This window comes from Pseudomonas brassicacearum (assembly GCF_009601685.2).
GTDB lineage: Bacteria > Pseudomonadota > Gammaproteobacteria > Pseudomonadales > Pseudomonadaceae > Aquipseudomonas > Aquipseudomonas kilonensis_B.
The window spans coordinates 874,244-889,863 of sequence record NZ_CP045701.2; the positions used below are offsets into that span (position 1 = coordinate 874,244).

At 62.7% G+C, this 15,620-nt stretch carries 16 protein-coding genes; 11 read left to right on the forward strand and 5 right to left on the reverse strand.

Annotated features, from left to right (window positions below; translation table 11 throughout):
• The first annotated feature begins 68 nt into the window (after nt 1-68).
• From GFU70_RS03735 to GFU70_RS03745, 3 genes are all read left to right on the forward strand, one after another.
• A complete protein-coding gene (locus GFU70_RS03735) occupies nt 69-644 on the forward strand; it encodes a YfiR family protein (RefSeq protein WP_058542089.1) in 576 nt (191 codons plus the stop codon).
• Entirely contained in the window at nt 641-1,909 is a 1,269-nt protein-coding gene (locus GFU70_RS03740; RefSeq protein ID WP_058542088.1) for a diguanylate cyclase domain-containing protein, read from the forward strand. The genes GFU70_RS03735 and GFU70_RS03740 overlap by 4 nt, the downstream gene beginning before the upstream one ends.
• Nucleotides 1,910-1,978: 69 nt before the next feature.
• On the forward strand, nt 1,979-2,416 hold the full coding sequence (locus GFU70_RS03745; protein ID WP_226921146.1) for an OmpA family protein: 438 nt from the start codon (nt 1,979-1,981) through the stop codon (nt 2,414-2,416).
• Here GFU70_RS03745 and GFU70_RS03750 read toward each other — a convergent pair.
• On the reverse strand, nt 2,413-3,360 hold the full coding sequence (locus tag GFU70_RS03750; RefSeq protein WP_058542084.1) for a LysR family transcriptional regulator: 948 nt from the start codon (nt 3,358-3,360) through the stop codon (nt 2,413-2,415). The genes GFU70_RS03745 and GFU70_RS03750 overlap by 4 nt on opposite strands.
• A gap of 140 nt (nt 3,361-3,500) precedes the next feature.
• Between GFU70_RS03750 and GFU70_RS03755 the strand changes: the two genes are divergently transcribed.
• Together GFU70_RS03755 and mmsB are read left to right on the forward strand one after the other, a co-directional pair.
• Nucleotides 3,501-5,027 (forward strand): CoA-acylating methylmalonate-semialdehyde dehydrogenase, encoded by a 1,527-nt coding sequence (locus GFU70_RS03755; RefSeq protein ID WP_153387614.1) that lies wholly within the window; start codon nt 3,501-3,503, stop codon nt 5,025-5,027.
• A 10-nt stretch (nt 5,028-5,037) separates the two neighbouring features.
• On the forward strand, nt 5,038-5,925 hold the full coding sequence (mmsB, locus tag GFU70_RS03760; protein ID WP_153387615.1) for a 3-hydroxyisobutyrate dehydrogenase: 888 nt from the start codon (nt 5,038-5,040) through the stop codon (nt 5,923-5,925).
• Between the two features lie 195 nt (nt 5,926-6,120).
• Here mmsB and GFU70_RS03765 read toward each other — a convergent pair whose 3' ends face one another.
• Together GFU70_RS03765 and GFU70_RS03770 are read right to left on the reverse strand one after the other, a co-directional pair.
• Entirely contained in the window at nt 6,121-6,465 is a 345-nt protein-coding gene (locus tag GFU70_RS03765) for a cupin domain-containing protein (protein ID WP_153387616.1), read from the reverse strand.
• Nucleotides 6,466-6,562: 97 nt separating this feature from the next.
• A complete protein-coding gene (locus tag GFU70_RS03770; RefSeq protein WP_153387617.1) occupies nt 6,563-7,444 on the reverse strand; it encodes a LysR family transcriptional regulator in 882 nt (293 codons plus the stop codon).
• A gap of 144 nt (nt 7,445-7,588) precedes the next feature.
• On the opposite strand from GFU70_RS03770, the gene GFU70_RS03775 reads away from it, so the two are divergent.
• Nucleotides 7,589-8,353, forward strand: a complete 765-nt coding sequence (locus GFU70_RS03775) for a sulfite exporter TauE/SafE family protein (RefSeq protein ID WP_153387618.1) — start codon at nt 7,589-7,591, stop codon at nt 8,351-8,353.
• Here GFU70_RS03775 and GFU70_RS03780 read toward each other — a convergent pair.
• Nucleotides 8,343-8,657 carry a putative quinol monooxygenase gene (locus GFU70_RS03780; protein ID WP_153387619.1) on the reverse strand — a complete coding sequence of 105 codons (315 nt, stop codon included), beginning with the start codon at nt 8,655-8,657 and terminating at the stop codon, nt 8,343-8,345. The genes GFU70_RS03775 and GFU70_RS03780 overlap by 11 nt on opposite strands.
• A gap of 200 nt (nt 8,658-8,857) precedes the next feature.
• Between GFU70_RS03780 and GFU70_RS03785 the strand changes: the two genes are divergently transcribed.
• From GFU70_RS03785 to GFU70_RS03795, 3 genes are all read left to right on the forward strand, one after another.
• Complete coding sequence (locus tag GFU70_RS03785; protein WP_058542078.1) at nt 8,858-9,448, forward strand: NAD(P)H-dependent oxidoreductase; 591 nt, start codon at nt 8,858-8,860, stop codon at nt 9,446-9,448.
• A gap of 194 nt (nt 9,449-9,642) precedes the next feature.
• Nucleotides 9,643-10,554: a LysR family transcriptional regulator gene (locus GFU70_RS03790; protein ID WP_153387620.1), complete on the forward strand. Its 912-nt coding sequence runs from the start codon at nt 9,643-9,645 to the stop codon at nt 10,552-10,554.
• A gap of 103 nt (nt 10,555-10,657) precedes the next feature.
• Nucleotides 10,658-11,551 carry an NAD-dependent epimerase/dehydratase family protein gene (locus GFU70_RS03795; protein WP_153387621.1) on the forward strand — a complete coding sequence of 298 codons (894 nt, stop codon included), beginning with the start codon at nt 10,658-10,660 and terminating at the stop codon, nt 11,549-11,551.
• An 84-nt stretch (nt 11,552-11,635) separates the two neighbouring features.
• On the opposite strand, the gene GFU70_RS03800 is transcribed toward GFU70_RS03795, so the two are convergent.
• The gene (locus tag GFU70_RS03800) at nt 11,636-13,081 is read right to left on the reverse strand and encodes a SulP family inorganic anion transporter (RefSeq protein WP_058542075.1); all 1,446 of its coding nucleotides are present in this window, start codon (nt 13,079-13,081) and stop codon (nt 11,636-11,638) included.
• Between the two features lie 301 nt (nt 13,082-13,382).
• Between GFU70_RS03800 and GFU70_RS03805 the strand changes: the two genes are divergently transcribed.
• Nucleotides 13,383-14,732, forward strand: coding sequence for a gluconate:H+ symporter (locus GFU70_RS03805; RefSeq protein ID WP_153387622.1), 1,350 nt, complete (start codon nt 13,383-13,385; stop codon nt 14,730-14,732).
• Between the two features lie 27 nt (nt 14,733-14,759).
• The gene (locus tag GFU70_RS03810) at nt 14,760-15,620 is read left to right on the forward strand and encodes a MurR/RpiR family transcriptional regulator (protein ID WP_018613046.1); all 861 of its coding nucleotides are present in this window, start codon (nt 14,760-14,762) and stop codon (nt 15,618-15,620) included.

A 15,620-nucleotide genomic window follows, 5' to 3' on the forward strand; every position in this document is an offset into this window, starting at 1 on the left:
CGCCGGCTCGCTGGCTTTTGGGCACTGTGCTATCGTTCCGACATTTATCGTATACCAAGAGATTTTCCATGAAAGTGGCGGTTCGGGAGGCGGTGCGCAGCAAGGACTGGGGGCATTATCTGCTTGCCGGTCTTCTGTGGTTGCTGTCGTCTGTGGTGGTTGCCGAAGAGCCGCCATCCACGAGCCGGGCTGAACAGCGGGCCGAGTCGGTCACTCAAGTCGTCTTGGGCATTCTCAGCTACGCTCGCTGGCCAGTGGAGCCTGCGCAGTTGCAACTGTGCATCGTCGGCCCGACCCAATACACCGACGACCTGGTCAAAGGCACCACCCAGGCCACCGGTCGACCGGTGACCGTGCAGCGATTGCTGGCCGATCACCCTGGCATCGCCACGGATTGCAACGCTGTCTACATCGGCAGGCTGACCAGCGACGAACGCACCCGCCTGTTTGACTCTCTGATCGGCAAGCCCGTGTTGAGCATCAGCGAAGGCGGTGACCAGTGCACCGTGGGTAGCCTGTTCTGTCTGCGGGTCGGTGACGAGCAGGTATCGTTCGAGGTCAACCTCGACTCGGTAGCGCGCAGTGGCGTGCGTATTCATCCGAGCGTTTTGCAGCTTTCCCGTCGCAGGCCGGCAGTCCCATGAGTCTGTCCAAATCGCGGATCCGTCCCACCCTGGGTGCGGTCATCGGGCGCGGCCACCTGATTGTCGCGTTGGTGGCAATCACCATGGCCAGCGTTTCCCTGACGTTGCTGGGTGTGCTTGCGTTGCGGGTCTACGCCGATCACAACCTGCACCTGATCGCTCGCTCGATCAACTACACCGTGGAAGCGGCCGTGGTATTCGATGACGCGGCGGCGGCCACCGAGGCGCTGGCTTTGATTGCCTCCACCGAGGAGGTCGCCGATGCCCAAGTGTTCAATGAGCACGGCCGCCTGTTGGCGCGCTGGCAACGTCCGGATACCGGTTTATTGTCGGAACTGGAAATGCACATTGCCAAGGCGTTTTTGGAAAAGCCCATCAGCCTGCCGATCGTTCATCAAGGGCGCAACATCGGCAGCATTCTATTGGCGGGGCATGGCGGCAGCCTGTTGCGCTTTTTGCTCAGTGGTCTGGCAGGGATCATTTTGTGCACGGCGGTGAGTGCCTGGGTGGCGCTGTACCTGGCGCGCCGCCAGTTGCGGGCAATCACCGGACCATTGCGCAGCCTGGCCGAAGTGGCCCACGCCGCACGCAGCGAGCGGGCCCTGGACCGGCGTGTGCCGCCGGCCGCCATCGCCGAACTGGATAACCTGGGCAATGACTTCAATGCACTGCTCGACGAACTGGAATCGTGGCAGACCCACCTGCAAAGCGAAAACGAAACCCTGGCACACCAGGCCAGTCACGACAGCTTGACCGGCTTGCCGAACCGGGCGTTTTTCGAGGGCCGGTTGATCCGCGCCTTGCGCAATGCCAGCAAGCTCAACGAGCAAGTGGCCGTGTTGTACCTGGACAGCGACCGGTTCAAGGGTATCAACGACAATTTTGGTCATGCCGCCGGTGACGCGGTGCTGACGGCGGTGGCGACCCGGGTCCGGGCACAGTTGCGTGAAGACGACTTGGTCGCACGCCTGGGGGGCGATGAATTCGCCGTACTGCTGGCCCCCCTGCACAAGGCCGAGGACGCCGAGCGGATCGCTGAAAAAATCATCGCCAGCATGGAAATGCCGATTCAATTGCCCGGTAATGCTTCGGTGCTGACGTCCCTCAGTATCGGCATTGCCGTTTATCCCGATCATGGTGCCACGCCGGGCACCTTACTCCACGCCGCCGATGCGGCAATGTACCAAGCCAAACGCCTCGCTCGAGGCGGTCAACATACGACGGGGTCGGATCACCCCGTCGCTGATCTTCATACCAGGAGCTGACTCGTGCGTTCATATCTTCCATTTTCCCTGCGCTGGTTCGCGGCGTTTTTGTTGCTGGCCGTCCTGGCCATGACCGGTTGCCAGACGGCACCGCAGAAGGGCCTGACCCCGGCGCAAATCGCCGTACTCAAGCAACAAGGCTTCGAGCTGACTGACGATGGCTGGGCGTTCGGTCTTTCGGGCAAAGTCCTGTTCGGCAGTGACGTGGAAAACCTCAACCCGGCCAGTACCGAAATCGTCGAGCGCATCGGCAAGGCACTGTTGGGGGCGGGAATCCAGCGGGTACGCGTCGATGGTCATACCGACGCATCGGGCTCCCAGGCCTATAACGAACAACTGTCGATGCGCCGCGCCGTCAGCGTGAGCAAGGTGCTGACAAGCGTTGGCATGCGCGAAGAGAACGTCCAATTGCGCGGCCTGGGCAGCAGCAAACCGGTCGCCTCCAACGACACCGCCAGCGGCCGCACCGAAAATCGCCGTGTCGCCATCGTGGTCATCGCCGACTAGTCGGCGAACACCATCTCCCGGCTGTCACCCATCAGCAGTGGCTGGTTCTGTTCAGTCACCTCGCGAATGTAATCCCACAACAAGGTAATCCGCTTCAGCTTCCTCAAGTCCTCCCGGCAGTACATCCAGAACTGCCGGGTGACGGTGATTTCTTCCGGCAGTACCGGCAGCAGCCGTGGGTCCTGGGCGGCGAGGAAGCAGGGCAGGATTGCCAGCGAGCGGCCTTGCTGCGCTGCCACGAATTGCGCGATCACGCTGGTGCTGCGCAGGTGGGCGTTGGCGCCGGGCAGGACGTTGGCCAGGTAGAGCAATTCGGAACTGAACGCCAGGTCATCCACGTAGCTGATGAATGAGTGCTGGCCCAGGTCCGCCGGGCGCTGGATGGGCGGGTGGTTGTCCAGGTAGGACTGGGTGGCATAGAGCTGCAACCGGTAGTCGCACAATTTGCAGCATACATACGGGCCATGTTCGGGGCGTTCAAGGGCGATGACGATGTCGGCTTCGCGCTTGGAGAGGCTGATGAAGTGCGGCAGCGGCAGGATGTCTACCGAAATGGCTGGGTAGGCGTCGACGAAGTGGCTCAGTTGCGGGGTGATGAAGAAGCTGCCGAAGCCTTCGGTGCAGCCCATGCGCACGTGGCCGGACAGCGCGACGCCGGAGCCTGAGACCTGCTCGCAGGCCATGTGCAGGGTGCTTTCGATCGATTCGGCATAACCCAGCAGGCGCTGGCCTTCGGCCGTCAGGACAAAACCGTTGGTCCGGGATTTCTCGAACAGCAGCGTGCCCAACGAGGCTTCCAGCGAGCTGATGCGTCGCGACACCGTGGTGTAGTCGACGGCCAGGCGCTTGGCGGCCGTGCTGGCCTTGCGGGTGCGGGCCACTTCGAGGAAAAACTTGAGGTCGTCCCAATTCAGCGACCCCAGGGAGGTGATGTTTTTTTGCATGTTGGACCGGCTTTTATGTGCATTCTTATTAGAAGTTTGCACATCTATACTCCAAAAACAGTCTCATCACCAAGCGTGTCCCATGCGCCTTGGTTTTTGCTGAATCAGCGCTCTCTATAAGAACAATCCCGGAGGCCAGCATGAACGTTTCCCTTACGCCCAGCGATACCACCCTGCAAACCGTCAGACTACTGATCGATGGCGAGTGGGTTGAATCCCAGTCCAGCGAGTGGCACGACATCATCAACCCGGCCACCCAGCAGGTGTTGGCGAAGGTTCCGTTCGCCACGGCCTCGGAAGTCGATGCCGCCATCGCCGCTGCCCAGCGTGCTTTCCAGACCTGGAAACTGACACCCATCGGCGCGCGGATGCGCATCATGCTCAAGCTCCAGGCATTGATCCGCGAGCATTCCAAGCGCATCGCCGCCGTGCTCAGCGCCGAACAGGGCAAGACCATCGCTGACGCCGAGGGCGATATTTTCCGTGGCCTGGAAGTGGTCGAGCACGCCTGTTCCATCGGCACCCTGCAGATGGGCGAGTTCGCCGAGAACGTCGCCGGTGGTGTTGATACCTACACGCTGCGCCAGCCGATCGGGGTGTGCGCGGGCATCACTCCGTTCAACTTCCCGGCGATGATTCCGCTGTGGATGTTCCCGATGGCCATCGCCTGCGGCAACACCTTTGTGCTCAAGCCATCGGAACAGGATCCGCTGTCGACCATGCTCCTGGTGGAGCTGGCCATCGAGGCCGGCGTGCCGGCGGGCGTGCTCAATGTGGTGCATGGCGGCAAGGATGTGGTGGACGCGCTCTGCACCCACAAGGACATCAAGGCGGTTTCGTTCGTCGGCTCGACGGCAGTCGGCACCCACGTGTATGACCTGGCGGGTCGTCACGGCAAACGCGTGCAGTCGATGATGGGCGCCAAGAACCACGCGGTGGTGTTGCCCGATGCCAATCGTGAACAGACCCTCAACGCCTTGGTCGGTGCCGGCTTCGGCGCGGCGGGCCAGCGTTGCATGGCCACTTCCGTGGTGGTGCTGGTGGGCGCGGCCAAGCAGTGGTTGCCGGACCTCAAGGCCCTGGCACAGAAGCTCAAGGTCAATGCCGGCAGCGAGCCGGGCACTGACGTCGGCCCGGTGATTTCCAAGCGGGCCAAGGCGCGGATCCTCGAATTGATCGAGAGTGGCGTGCAGCAAGGGGCCAAGCTGGAGCTCGATGGTCGTGGCATCAGCGTGCCGGGTTTCGAGCAGGGTAATTTCGTCGGCCCGACCCTGTTTTCCGGCGTGACCACCGACATGCGCATCTACACCGAAGAAATCTTCGGCCCGGTGCTGGTGGTGCTGGAAGTCGACACCCTGGATCAGGCAATTGCCCTGGTCAACGCCAACCCATTCGGCAACGGCACCGGCCTGTTCACCCAGAGCGGTGCGGCGGCGCGCAAATTCCAGAGCGAAATCGACGTCGGCCAGGTAGGCATCAATATCCCGATCCCGGTGCCCGTGCCGTTCTTCAGCTTCACCGGTTCCCGCGGTTCGAAACTCGGCGACCTCGGTCCGTACGGCAAACAAGTGGTGCAGCTCTACACTCAGACCAAGACCGTGACCGCGCGCTGGTTCGATGACGACAGCGTCAATGACGGTGTGAACACCACCATCAATTTGCGTTAAGGAGCCGGACATGAACATCGCATTTATCGGCCTGGGCAACATGGGCGCCCCCATGGCGCGCAACCTGCTCAAGGCTGGCCATTCGCTGAACCTGTTCGACCTGAACCAGACGGTGCTGGCTGAACTGGCGGCGTTGGGCGGCACGATCAGCGCCTCGCCTCGCGACGCGGCCCAGGGCGCTGCGCTGGTGATCACCATGCTGCCGGCCGCCGCCCATGTGCGCAGTGTCTGGCTGGGTGAAGACGGCGTACTGGCCGGCATCGCCGCCGGCACACCGGCGGTGGATTGCAGCACCATCGACCCACAAACCGCCCGCGACGTGGCGGCTGCCGCGGCGAAACAAGGGGTGGCGATGGCCGATGCACCGGTCTCGGGCGGCACCGGCGGTGCGGCGGCCGGCACGTTGACCTTCATGGTCGGCGCCACGGCTGAATTGTTCGCCACCTTGCAACCGGTGCTGGCGCAAATGGGCCGTAACATCGTGCATTGTGGAGAAGTCGGCACCGGGCAGATCGCCAAGATCTGCAACAACCTGCTGCTGGGGATTTCCATGGTGGGCGTCAGCGAGGCCATGGCGTTGGGCGATGCCTTGGGAATCGACACCCAAGTGCTGGCCGGCATCATCAACAGCTCGACGGGCCGGTGCTGGAGTTCGGACACCTACAACCCCTGGCCGGGCGTGATCGAAACGGCGCCGGCGGCCCGTGGTTATACGGGGGGCTTTGGCGCCGATCTGATGCTCAAGGACTTGGGCCTGGCCACGGAGGCCGCACGGCAGGCCCATCAGCCGGTGGTGCTGGGCGCGGTGGCGCAGCAGTTGTACCAGGCGATGAGCCAGCGGGGCGAGGGTGGGAAGGACTTTTCGGCGATTGTGAACAGTTATCGCAAGCCGCAATAGGACCAGTGATATCGAGGGGCTTCTGTGGGAGCAAGGCTTGCCCGCGATTACAGGCGATGCGGTCTCTGAGAGAACGAGGTGCCTGCATCGCGGGCAAGCCTTGCTCCCACAGATTGCTCCGTCGCCACAGAGGCGGTGCAATCTACAAAGTTGTTTTCCGAGAGACCGCGTCGGGTGGTCTCTCGGTTTTTTGTTTCAGGCAAAGACGAAATATTTGCGCACGGTCTCGACCACTTCCCAAGTGCCTTTCATGCCTGGCTCGACGATGAAGATGTCACCTGCGCGCAAATGGATCGGCGCCATGCCGTCCGGGGTGATGATGCAGTAGCCTTCCTGGAAATGGCAGTACTCCCACTTCACGTAATCCACGCGCCATTTGCCAGGTGTGCAGATCCAGGTGCCCATGATCTTGCTGCCGTCTTCGCTGGTGTAGGCGTTGAGGTTGACGGTGTGCGGGTCGCCTTCGAGTTTTTCCCATTTGCAGGCGTCGAGTACGGGCAGCGGATGGGTGTCGCGCAGGACGGTGATGGGGGCGGTCATGTGAACTCCGAAAGGGGCAGAAGAGAACAGGCACCCTAACGTGCGGCATGAGCGGGGAGATGTCTGTGGTCGACACCGGGCTATCCAGAAGCGCGCATCAGTCGGCCAGATGCCGAGCCAGGGCCTTGGCGTAGGCAGGCAAACCGTCGAAGTGGCGGGCGCACAGCAGCAACGCCCGGTGCGCCCAGGCTTCTTGCAGCGGGACACATTGATACGAAGGCTCGGGTGGGCGCCGGTCGATGGCAGCCTTTGGCACGATGGCAATGCCTGCACCATGGGCCACCATGCGAATCATCCCATCGAAACCCTCGGCGCGAATGCGCACTTGCATGCGTGAGCCAATGTGCAGGGCCTGCTCTTCCAGGTGAATCGCCAAGGCACTGGAAGCGTTCAGGCCGACATAATCGTGGCTGAGGGTCTCGCTGAAACGTACGGTGCGACCGTCAGCCAGGGGGTGTCCGGTCGGTAGGATCAATACCAGTGGGTCGTCGCGAAAAGGCCAGGCCTGAAGGCCATCGGTGTCGACTGCGTCGGAAACGATCCCCAGGTCCGCCGCGCCTTGACGCAGTGCATGGGTGATCCGTGTGCTGGGCAGTTCCTGCAGGTCAATGTCGAGGTTGGGATGGGTCTTGAGAAAGCCGGCCAGCAGTTCGGGCAGGTACTCGGTCATAGCGCTGGTGTTGCACAGCAACCGCACCCGGCCTTTGACGCCCTTGGCGTATTCGGCCAGGTCCTGTCGCAGGCGTTCGGCCTGTTGCAGCAGGACCCGGGCGTGCTCGGCCAGGGCCTTGCCCGCCGGCGTGGGGGTTACGCCGCGCCGGCCGCGCTCAAGCAGATCGGTGCCCAGGGACGCTTCCATGGCGCGCACTCGTGCACTGGCCGCGGCCAGGGACAAATGGCTGCGAGCCGCACCGGCGGTGATATTGCCGGTGTCGAGGATGTTCAGGTAGAGGCGCAGGTCGGTGAGGTCGAAGTGCATGGGCGGGGATCCTGTCTCAAGTGCTGCGGCGCCTGGCTTATCGTCATCGCGAGCATCAGCGAATTCATAGCCTCTTGCCGCAAGAGAGGCACCCTCAGTATATGGCAGATTTTCAAGCCAAGGCCCGGGGCGCACGATACCCCCATGGACGCACTCATCGCTTTCTATCAGAACCTCGGCTTGGCCCTTTCCCTGCTGGTCATCGGCACCTTCCTGCTGGCCGGCACCCTCAAGGGCGTGATCGGCCTCGGCCTGCCGACCATCTCCATGGGCTTGCTCGGGCTGGCTATGGCCCCAGCGCAGGCTGCGGCGCTGCTCATCATCCCGGCCACTCTGACCAACCTCTGGCAGTTGGCTTTCGGCGGTCATCTGCAAGCGCTGCTCCGGCGCCTGTGGCCGCTGTTGCTGGCGATTTTCATTGGCACCGGGCTCGGTACGTTGTGGCTCGACATGATGGGCGGGGCCTGGGTGGTGCGGGCCTTGGGCGCGGCGCTGGTGCTGTATGCGTTGAGCGGGCTGTTGCTGCCAACGCTGCGGGTCGGCGCCGATGTCGAGCCGTGGATCGCTCCGCTCTGCGGGCTGCTCACCGGCCTCATCACGTCCGCCACCGGCGTATTCGTCATTCCGGCGGTGCCCTATCTGCAAGCGCTGGGCTTGAGCAAGGACGAACTGGTACAGGCCTTGGGCCTGTCATTCACCGTTTCTACCCTGGCCCTGGCCGCCGGCCTGTTGTGGCGCGGCGCACTGGGCGGGAGCGAGTTGAGCGCTTCGTTGCTGGCGCTGGCACCGGCGCTGCTGGGGATGTGGCTGGGGCAATGGTTGCGCCAGCGGATCAGCGCCGTGTTGTTCAAGCGGGTATTTTTCATCGGCCTCGGCGTGCTCGGCGGCCATCTGTTGCTCAGCGGCTAGCCGAGGACGGGCTGAGCATGTCGACGCGGCGGATTTCGAAGTCGCGCTCCAGATAATCCATGCGTTGTTCGAAGAACGCTTTCATGTGCGGCAGGTTCGAGTGCACCTCCAGATGCGCCTGGGAGGCCCAGATCTCATAGAAGATGAACAGCGTCGGATCCTGCTGGTCCCGCAGCATGTGATATTCGATGCAGCCGGGCTCGGCACGGCTTGGCTCGACGTAGGCACGGAACAGCGCTTCGAAGGCTTCGGCTTTTTCCGGACGGGTCTTGGCGTGCAGGATGAAACCGTGCAGTTCGCTCATTGAGGGGGCTCCTGAGATAAAAGAGGTCTCGAATTCTAAAGCAATAATCAGCCGCCCATTCGTGCGTATAGGTCAAATCAGTTTTGCCGTTGCGGCGCTTATTCCACGGAAGGTTCATCGTTATTGTGCCGCCATCATTTTCAACCTTTCCATGCGGCGGCCTTTGACGGCCCATGCTGTGGAACCCGATGAGGCTCCCCATGAAAAAAGTCCTGTTGCTCAATGGCGGCAAACAGTTCGCTCACTCCGACGGTCGCTACAACGCCACGCTCCACGATACGGCTGCCAGCGTGTTGGACCGTGGCGGTTTTGATGTGCAAACCACCTTCATCGACGGCGGCTACGACATCAAGGAAGAAGTCGCCAAATTCCTTTGGGCCGACGTGATCATTTACCAGATGCCGGGTTGGTGGATGGGCGCACCGTGGACCGTGAAGAAATACATCGACGAAGTCTTCACCGAAGGCCACGGCAGCCTCTACGCCAGTGACGGCCGGACCCGTTCCGATGCCTCGCAGAAATACGGCAGCGGTGGCCTGATCCAAGGCAAGCAGTACATGTTGTCCCTGACCTGGAACGCCCCGCAGCAAGCCTTCGACGACCCGACCGACTTCTTCGAGGCCAAGGGCGTGGACGCGGTGTACTTTCCGTTCCACAAAGCCAACCAGTTCCTCGGCATGACCGGCCTGCCAACCTTCCTGTGCGTGGACGTGATGAAGCGCCCGAACATCGAAGAAGATGTGGCGCGGTATGAGCAGCATTTGCGCGAGGTGTTCGGCCTGAAGGCGTGACCTTTCTTTTGCTGCGTATCCCGATACTATCCTGTGGCGGGTGGGTGAACCTGCGCCGTGGGAGCAAAGCTTGCTCGCGAAACAGACACCTCGATTCCCGAAAGGTCGCGGCGCCTTCATCGCGAGCAAGCTTTGCTCCCACATAGCGAGGATAAATCCCCTCGCCACAAGAGATCAGTCGACAGGGGGGATACGTGAAAGCCAGATCCGACGAATTGCAGATTTTCGTCTGCGTGATCGAATGCGGATCCATCTCCGCCGCCGCCGAGCAGGTCGGGCAGACGCCGTCGGCGGTCAGCCGCACGTTGTCGCGGCTGGAGGCCAAGCTCGACACCACGCTGATCAACCGCACCACGCGGCGCATGGACTTGACCGAGGAGGGCAAGTATTTCTTCGAGCAGGCCAAAGGTATCCTCGACCAGATGGATGAGCTGGAAGAGCGCCTGTCATCCCGCCAGAAGAACCCTGCAGGCCGCTTGCGGATCAACGCGGCCTCGCCGTTCATGCTGCACGCCATCGTCCCGCACATCGAAGAGTTCCGCAGGCTCTACCCGGACATCCAGCTCGAACTCAACAGCAACGACCTGATCATCGACCTGCTGGAGCAAAGCACCGACATCGCCATCCGCATCGGCACCCTCACCGACTCGACGCTCCATGCCCGTGCCCTGGGCTGCAGCCCGTTGCACATCCTGGCCAGCCTCGCTTATCTGAAACAGCACGGCACGCCGTCAAGCGTTGCCGAGCTGGCAGGCCATGCGCTGCTGGGGTTTGCCCAGAACGAGGGCCTCAACCAGTGGCCGCTGCGCCACGTACACGGCGATCGTTGGCCGATCCAGCCCGCCATCAGCGCGTCCAGCGGCGAAACCGTGCGCCACCTGGCGCTGCAAGGGCAGGGCATTGCCTGTTTGTCGGACTTCATGACCCGCGAAGACATCCGTGCCGGGCGGTTGAAGGTGCTGCTGGCCGATGCCAACAGCGGATATCGCCAGCCGATCAATGCCGTGTACTACCGCAACTCGCAACTGGCCCTGCGGATCCAGTGTTTCCTGGACTTCATCCAGGGCAAGCTCGCCGGCTACGCCGCTCGGGAATTCAAGGGCTGATTCGTGACTTCAAGGCAAGAGTGATTTGGGCAATGTGGACTGTTTCGTCAGGGAAGGGTCCTCGATACTCGCGCCATCACTGATCTGGCCAAGGAGTTTCTCCATGAACGTATTCGTCACCGGCGCTGCCGGTTTTATTGGCGGTTCCATCGCCACCGGCCTGGTACGCGCCGGGCACCGAGTCACTGGTCTGGTGCGTAGCGCCGACCAGGCGAGCGAACTGACGGCGCTGGGCATCGAGCCGGTTATCGGCACCCTCGAAGACAGCGCGCTGCTGACCGAGCAGGCCCGTGCCGTCGATGCGGTGATCAATGCCGCCAGCAGCGACCACCGCGGTGCGGTCCAAGCCTTGATCGAAGGGCTCAAGGGCTCGAACAAAGTGCTGCTGCACACCAGCGGTTCGAGCATCGTCGGCGACGCGTCGGGCGGTCGTTCCAGCGATGCCATCTACTACGAAAATGACCTGCCGGCACCCACCGCCGACAAGGCTGCCCGTGTCGCCATCGACAATCTGGTCCTGGATGCAGCGAAGCAAGGCGTGAACTCGGCGGTGATCTGCAACACCTTGATCTACGGCCACAGCCTGGGCGTCAAGCGTGACAGCGTGCAACTGCCGCGCCTGCTCAAGCAGGCAGCTAAAAGTGGCGTGGTGCGGCATGTCGGGCCGGGACAGAACATCTGGTCCAATGTGCACATCGAGGACGTGGTCCAGTTGTACAAACTGGCCCTGACCCGCAACCAGCCGGGCACCTTCTACTTCGTCGAAAGCGGCGAAGCCTCGTTCATCGACATCACCACCGCCATGGCCCGGGCGTTGAACCTTGGCGAACCGCAGGACTGGCCATTGGCCGATTCCGAAGCGGAGTGGGGCTACGAAATGGCCAACTACGGCCTGGGCTCCAACAGCCGTGTACGGGGCAAGAACGCCCGTGAGCTGCTGGGTTGGACGCCGAAGCGAACGTCGGTGGTGGAGTGGGTTCTTAATGAGATGGTGTGAGAATCATCAGTAGAACATAGGACCTGTGGGAGCGGGCTTGGTGGGAGCAAAGCTCGCTCCCACAGGGTTTGTGTTGGCATGTCCTCAGTCGTGATGCACGCCCGCGCGCTTGAGCATCTGCTTGCAGCGCTCGGACAGGTGGAACACCCGCAGGTGCTTGCCGGCTCTGCTGTAGCGTTCGCGCAGGGTCTTGAGTGCGGCGATGGCCGAGTAGTCGACGAAGCTCAGATGCCGGCAGTCCAGGGTGACCTGGGCCGGGTCGTTGGCCGGGTCGAACTGGTTGAGGAACGGCGTCGTCGAGGCGAAGAACAGCGTGCCGTGCAGGCGATAGAGTTTGCTGCCGTCGGCTTCCTGGTGCGTGTCGGCGTAAAGCTCCCGGGCCTGTTGCCAGGCGAAGTTGAGCGCTGCGATGACGATGCCGCAGAGCACGGCCACCGCCAGGTCGGTGAACACCGTAATGACGGTCACCGCGATGATCACCAACACATCATTCTTCGGCACCTTGTTGATCACCCGCAGCGAAGCCCAGGCGAAGGTCTGCTGCGCAACCACGAACATCACGCCCACCAGCGCCGCCAGCGGGATGCGCTCGATCAACGGTGACAGGAACAACACGAACAGCAACACCATCACCCCGGCCACCACGCCCGATAACCGTCCGCGCCCACCCGAGCTGAGGTTGATGACCGTCTGGCCGATCATGGCGCAACCACCCATGCCGCCGAACAACCCCGACGCCATGTTCGCCGCGCCCAACGCCACGCATTCACGGTCCGGATAACCGCGGCTCTGGGTGATTTCATCGGTCAGGTTCAGGGTCAGCAGGGTTTCCAGCAAACCAACCATCGCCATGATCACCGCGTAGGGCGCGACGATCTGCAGGGTCTCCAGGTTCCAGGGAAGCTCGGGCCAGGCGAAGGCGGGCAAGCCGCCGGCGATGTGGGCCATGTCGCCCAGCGTTCGGGTGGGCAGGCCGAGCAGGTAGACCGCCAGGCCGACGCCGAGGATCGCCACCAGGGCCGGCGGCACGCTGCGGGTCAGGCGTGGCAGCAGGTAGACGACGGCCATGGTCAGGGCTACCAGACCGGCCATCAGGTACAGCGGGCTGCCGCTGAGCCAGGTTTCACCCTGCTTGAAATGCTCCAATTGGGCCAGCGCAATGACAATCGCCAGGCCGTTGACGAAGCCGAGCATCACCGGGTGCGGGACCATGCGCACCAGCTTGCCCAACCGCAACAGCCCGAAGGCCATCATGATCAGTCCACTCAGCAGCACGGTGGCCAACAGGTATTGCACGCCGTGCTGCACCACCAGCGCGATGATGACCACGGCCATCGACCCTGCCGCCCCCGACACCATGCCTGGCCGGCCGCCGAACAGGGCGGTCAGCGTACAGATGATAAAGGCGCCATACAGCCCCATCAGCGGATTGAGGTGGGCCACCAGGGCGAAGGCGATGCATTCGGGGAGCAAGGCGAAAGAGGTGGTGAGGCCGGCGAGGGCGTCGGCGCGAAGACGTGCTGGTTTCATGGTTTACCTGACTGGGCGCCGGTGGAGAGTCGGCTGCCGGAGAGTGGTGCAAAAACAGGTGCGAATGGTACGGAATTGAACGCGGTGCGGCCAGCCGTCTGTGTCGAGCGGATCAATCCCCTGGCCACAAGGGGCGATGAAAGTCTTGCGCTGGATTTTCATCAGCGCCGTGTCGCGATGTCCGTCAGCGACAAATTTTATCTGTGCGCGAAAATTACTTTCAGTGGGTTTGAAGATTCTCCGTCGAAATGATTTATGAGTTTCACAACACATCGACGTGACCCCATTCGAGGAGTAACGCATGGCCCCTGCTTTCGGTTATTGGCTACTGGTCTACGCGGCCATCGCGATCATTGCGCTGATCGTTCTGATCGCTCGTTATCGGCTTAATCCGTTCATTGTGATTACCCTGGTGTCCATTGGCCTGGCGCTGCTGGCCGGGATGCCGCCCTCGGGCGTGGTGGGGGCGTACGAGGCGGGTGTCGGCAAGACGCTGGGGCACATTGCGCTGGTGGTGGCCTTGGGCACGATGCTCGGCAAAATGATGGCCGAGTCTGGCGGGGCCGAGCGCATGGCGCAGACGTTGATCGAGCGCTTCGGCGAGCGCAACGCTCATTGGGCAATGGTGTGCATCGCGTTTCTGGTCGGGCTGCCGTTGTTCTTCGAAGTCGGTTTTGTGCTGCTGGTGCCCATCGCCTTTACCATCGCCCGGCGTGTGGGCGTGTCGATCCTGATGGTGGGGCTGCCGATGGTCGCCGGGCTTTCGGTGGTGCATGCGCTGGTGCCGCCGCATCCGGCGGCGATGCTGGCGGTGCAGGCATTCCAGGCTTCGGTGGGGCAGACCTTGCTGTACGCGATCCTGATCGGCATTCCCACCGCGATCATCGCCGGCCCCCTTTACGCCAAATTCATCGTGCCGCGCATCCAGCTACCGGCCGAGAACCCGCTGGAGCGACAATTCCTCGACCGTGAGCCGCGCGCCAACCTGCCGGGTTTCGGCGTGACCCTGGGGACCATTCTCCTGCCGGTGATCCTGATGCTGATCGGCGGCTGGGCCAACCTGATCTCCACGCCGGGCAGCGGTTTCAACCAGTTCCTGCTGTTCATCGGCAACTCGGTGATTGCCCTGCTGCTGGCGACCATCCTCAGTTTCTGGACCCTCGGCCTGGCCCAGGGCTTCAACCGTGAGTCGATCCTCAAGTTCACCAACGAATGCCTGGCACCGACCGCCAGCATCACTTTGCTGGTAGGGGCAGGCGGCGGCTTGAACCGGATCCTGGTGGACGCCGGGGTCACGCAACAGATCGTCTGCCTGGCCCAGGAATTCCAGCTGTCACCGCTGGTCATGGGCTGGCTGTTCGCCGCACTGATGCGCGTCGCCACAGGGTCAGCCACCGTGGCAATGAGCACGGCCTCGGGCATCGTCGCGCCCGTGGCGATTGGCCTGGGTTATCCCCATCCCGAACTGTTGGTGCTGGCGACCGGCGCCGGGTCGGTTATCTTTTCCCACGTCAACGACGGCGGCTTCTGGCTGATCAAGGAATACTTCAATATGACCGTCACGCAAACCTTCAAGACCTGGACCGTGCTCGAAACGCTGATCTCCGTGGTCGCGTTCGCCTTGACCCTAGGGCTTTCACGCTTGCTTTGAGCGCAACGCCACCCAACAGGAGCCGCCATGGACATCCTCTACCAGATCCGCTCCCGTCAGGATTCCTTCAGCGCCGGCGAAGGCAGAATCGCCCGGCTGATGCTCGACGACGTAGGCTTTGCCGCTTCTGCCAGCCTCGATGAACTGGCCCAGCGGGCGGAAGTCAGCAGCGCCACCCTGTCGCGCTTCGCCCGTACCGTCGGCTGTCGTGACCTGCGGGACTTGCGCCTGCAACTGGCCCAGGCCAGCGGTGTCGGCAGCCGCTTCCTCGACCCGGCGGGCGCGCCGGAGCAATCGGCGTTTTATGGGCAGATCGTCGGCGATATCGAAGCGACCCTGCGCCAGCATTTGTCGGCGTTCGAAGAGTCGCGGTTCGGCGATGCGGTGCGGATGATCGGCAAGGCGCGGATGATCCATGCGTTCGGCCTCGGTGGCTGGTCGGCGCTGTGCGGTGAGGAATTGCAGGTGCGCCTGGTGCGGTTCGGCTATCCGATTGCCGCCTGCCGCGACCCGGTGATGATGCGCATCACCGCCACCTCGTTGAGCGACCAACATCTGGTCATCGCCTGTTCACTGACCGGTATCACGCCGGAGCTGTTGAGCGCGGTGGAACTGGCCCGCAGCTACGGCGCGGCGATCCTGGCCATCACCCGCGCCGACTCGCCACTGGCTCAATTGGCCGACTGCGTGTTGCCCCTGCAAGGCGCCGAAACCTCGTTCATCTATAAACCCACGGCGGCACGCTACGGCATGCTGCTGGCCATCGACGTGCTCGCCACCGAGCTGGCGCTGGCCCACCCCGAAGACAATCAAGAGCGCCTGCGGCGAGTCAAACTCGCCCTGGACGATTACCGCGGTGGCGACGATCACTTGCCGCTGGGAGACTGA

Bases quoted from the DNA above. Each gene is read 5' to 3' on its own strand.
- GFU70_RS03795 (WP_153387621.1), top strand. From the start codon at position 10,658: ATGAACGTATTCGTCACCGGCGCTGCCGGTTTTATTGGCGGTTCCATC.
- GFU70_RS03800 (WP_058542075.1), bottom strand. From the start codon at position 13,081: ATGAAACCAGCACGTCTTCGCGCCGACGCCCTCGCCGGCCTCACCACC.
- GFU70_RS03755 (WP_153387614.1), top strand. From the start codon at position 3,501: ATGAACGTTTCCCTTACGCCCAGCGATACCACCCTGCAAACCGTCAGA.
- mmsB (WP_153387615.1), top strand. From the start codon at position 5,038: ATGAACATCGCATTTATCGGCCTGGGCAACATGGGCGCCCCCATGGCG.
- GFU70_RS03735 (WP_058542089.1), top strand. From the start codon at position 69: ATGAAAGTGGCGGTTCGGGAGGCGGTGCGCAGCAAGGACTGGGGGCAT.
- GFU70_RS03750 (WP_058542084.1), bottom strand. From the start codon at position 3,360: ATGCAAAAAAACATCACCTCCCTGGGGTCGCTGAATTGGGACGACCTC.
- GFU70_RS03785 (WP_058542078.1), top strand. From the start codon at position 8,858: ATGAAAAAAGTCCTGTTGCTCAATGGCGGCAAACAGTTCGCTCACTCC.
- GFU70_RS03775 (WP_153387618.1), top strand. From the start codon at position 7,589: ATGGACGCACTCATCGCTTTCTATCAGAACCTCGGCTTGGCCCTTTCC.
- GFU70_RS03780 (WP_153387619.1), bottom strand. From the start codon at position 8,657: ATGAGCGAACTGCACGGTTTCATCCTGCACGCCAAGACCCGTCCGGAA.
- GFU70_RS03805 (WP_153387622.1), top strand. From the start codon at position 13,383: ATGGCCCCTGCTTTCGGTTATTGGCTACTGGTCTACGCGGCCATCGCG.
- GFU70_RS03810 (WP_018613046.1), top strand. From the start codon at position 14,760: ATGGACATCCTCTACCAGATCCGCTCCCGTCAGGATTCCTTCAGCGCC.
- GFU70_RS03770 (WP_153387617.1), bottom strand. From the start codon at position 7,444: ATGCACTTCGACCTCACCGACCTGCGCCTCTACCTGAACATCCTCGAC.
- GFU70_RS03745 (WP_226921146.1), top strand. From the start codon at position 1,979: ATGACCGGTTGCCAGACGGCACCGCAGAAGGGCCTGACCCCGGCGCAA.
- GFU70_RS03740 (WP_058542088.1), top strand. From the start codon at position 641: ATGAGTCTGTCCAAATCGCGGATCCGTCCCACCCTGGGTGCGGTCATC.
- GFU70_RS03765 (WP_153387616.1), bottom strand. From the start codon at position 6,465: ATGACCGCCCCCATCACCGTCCTGCGCGACACCCATCCGCTGCCCGTA.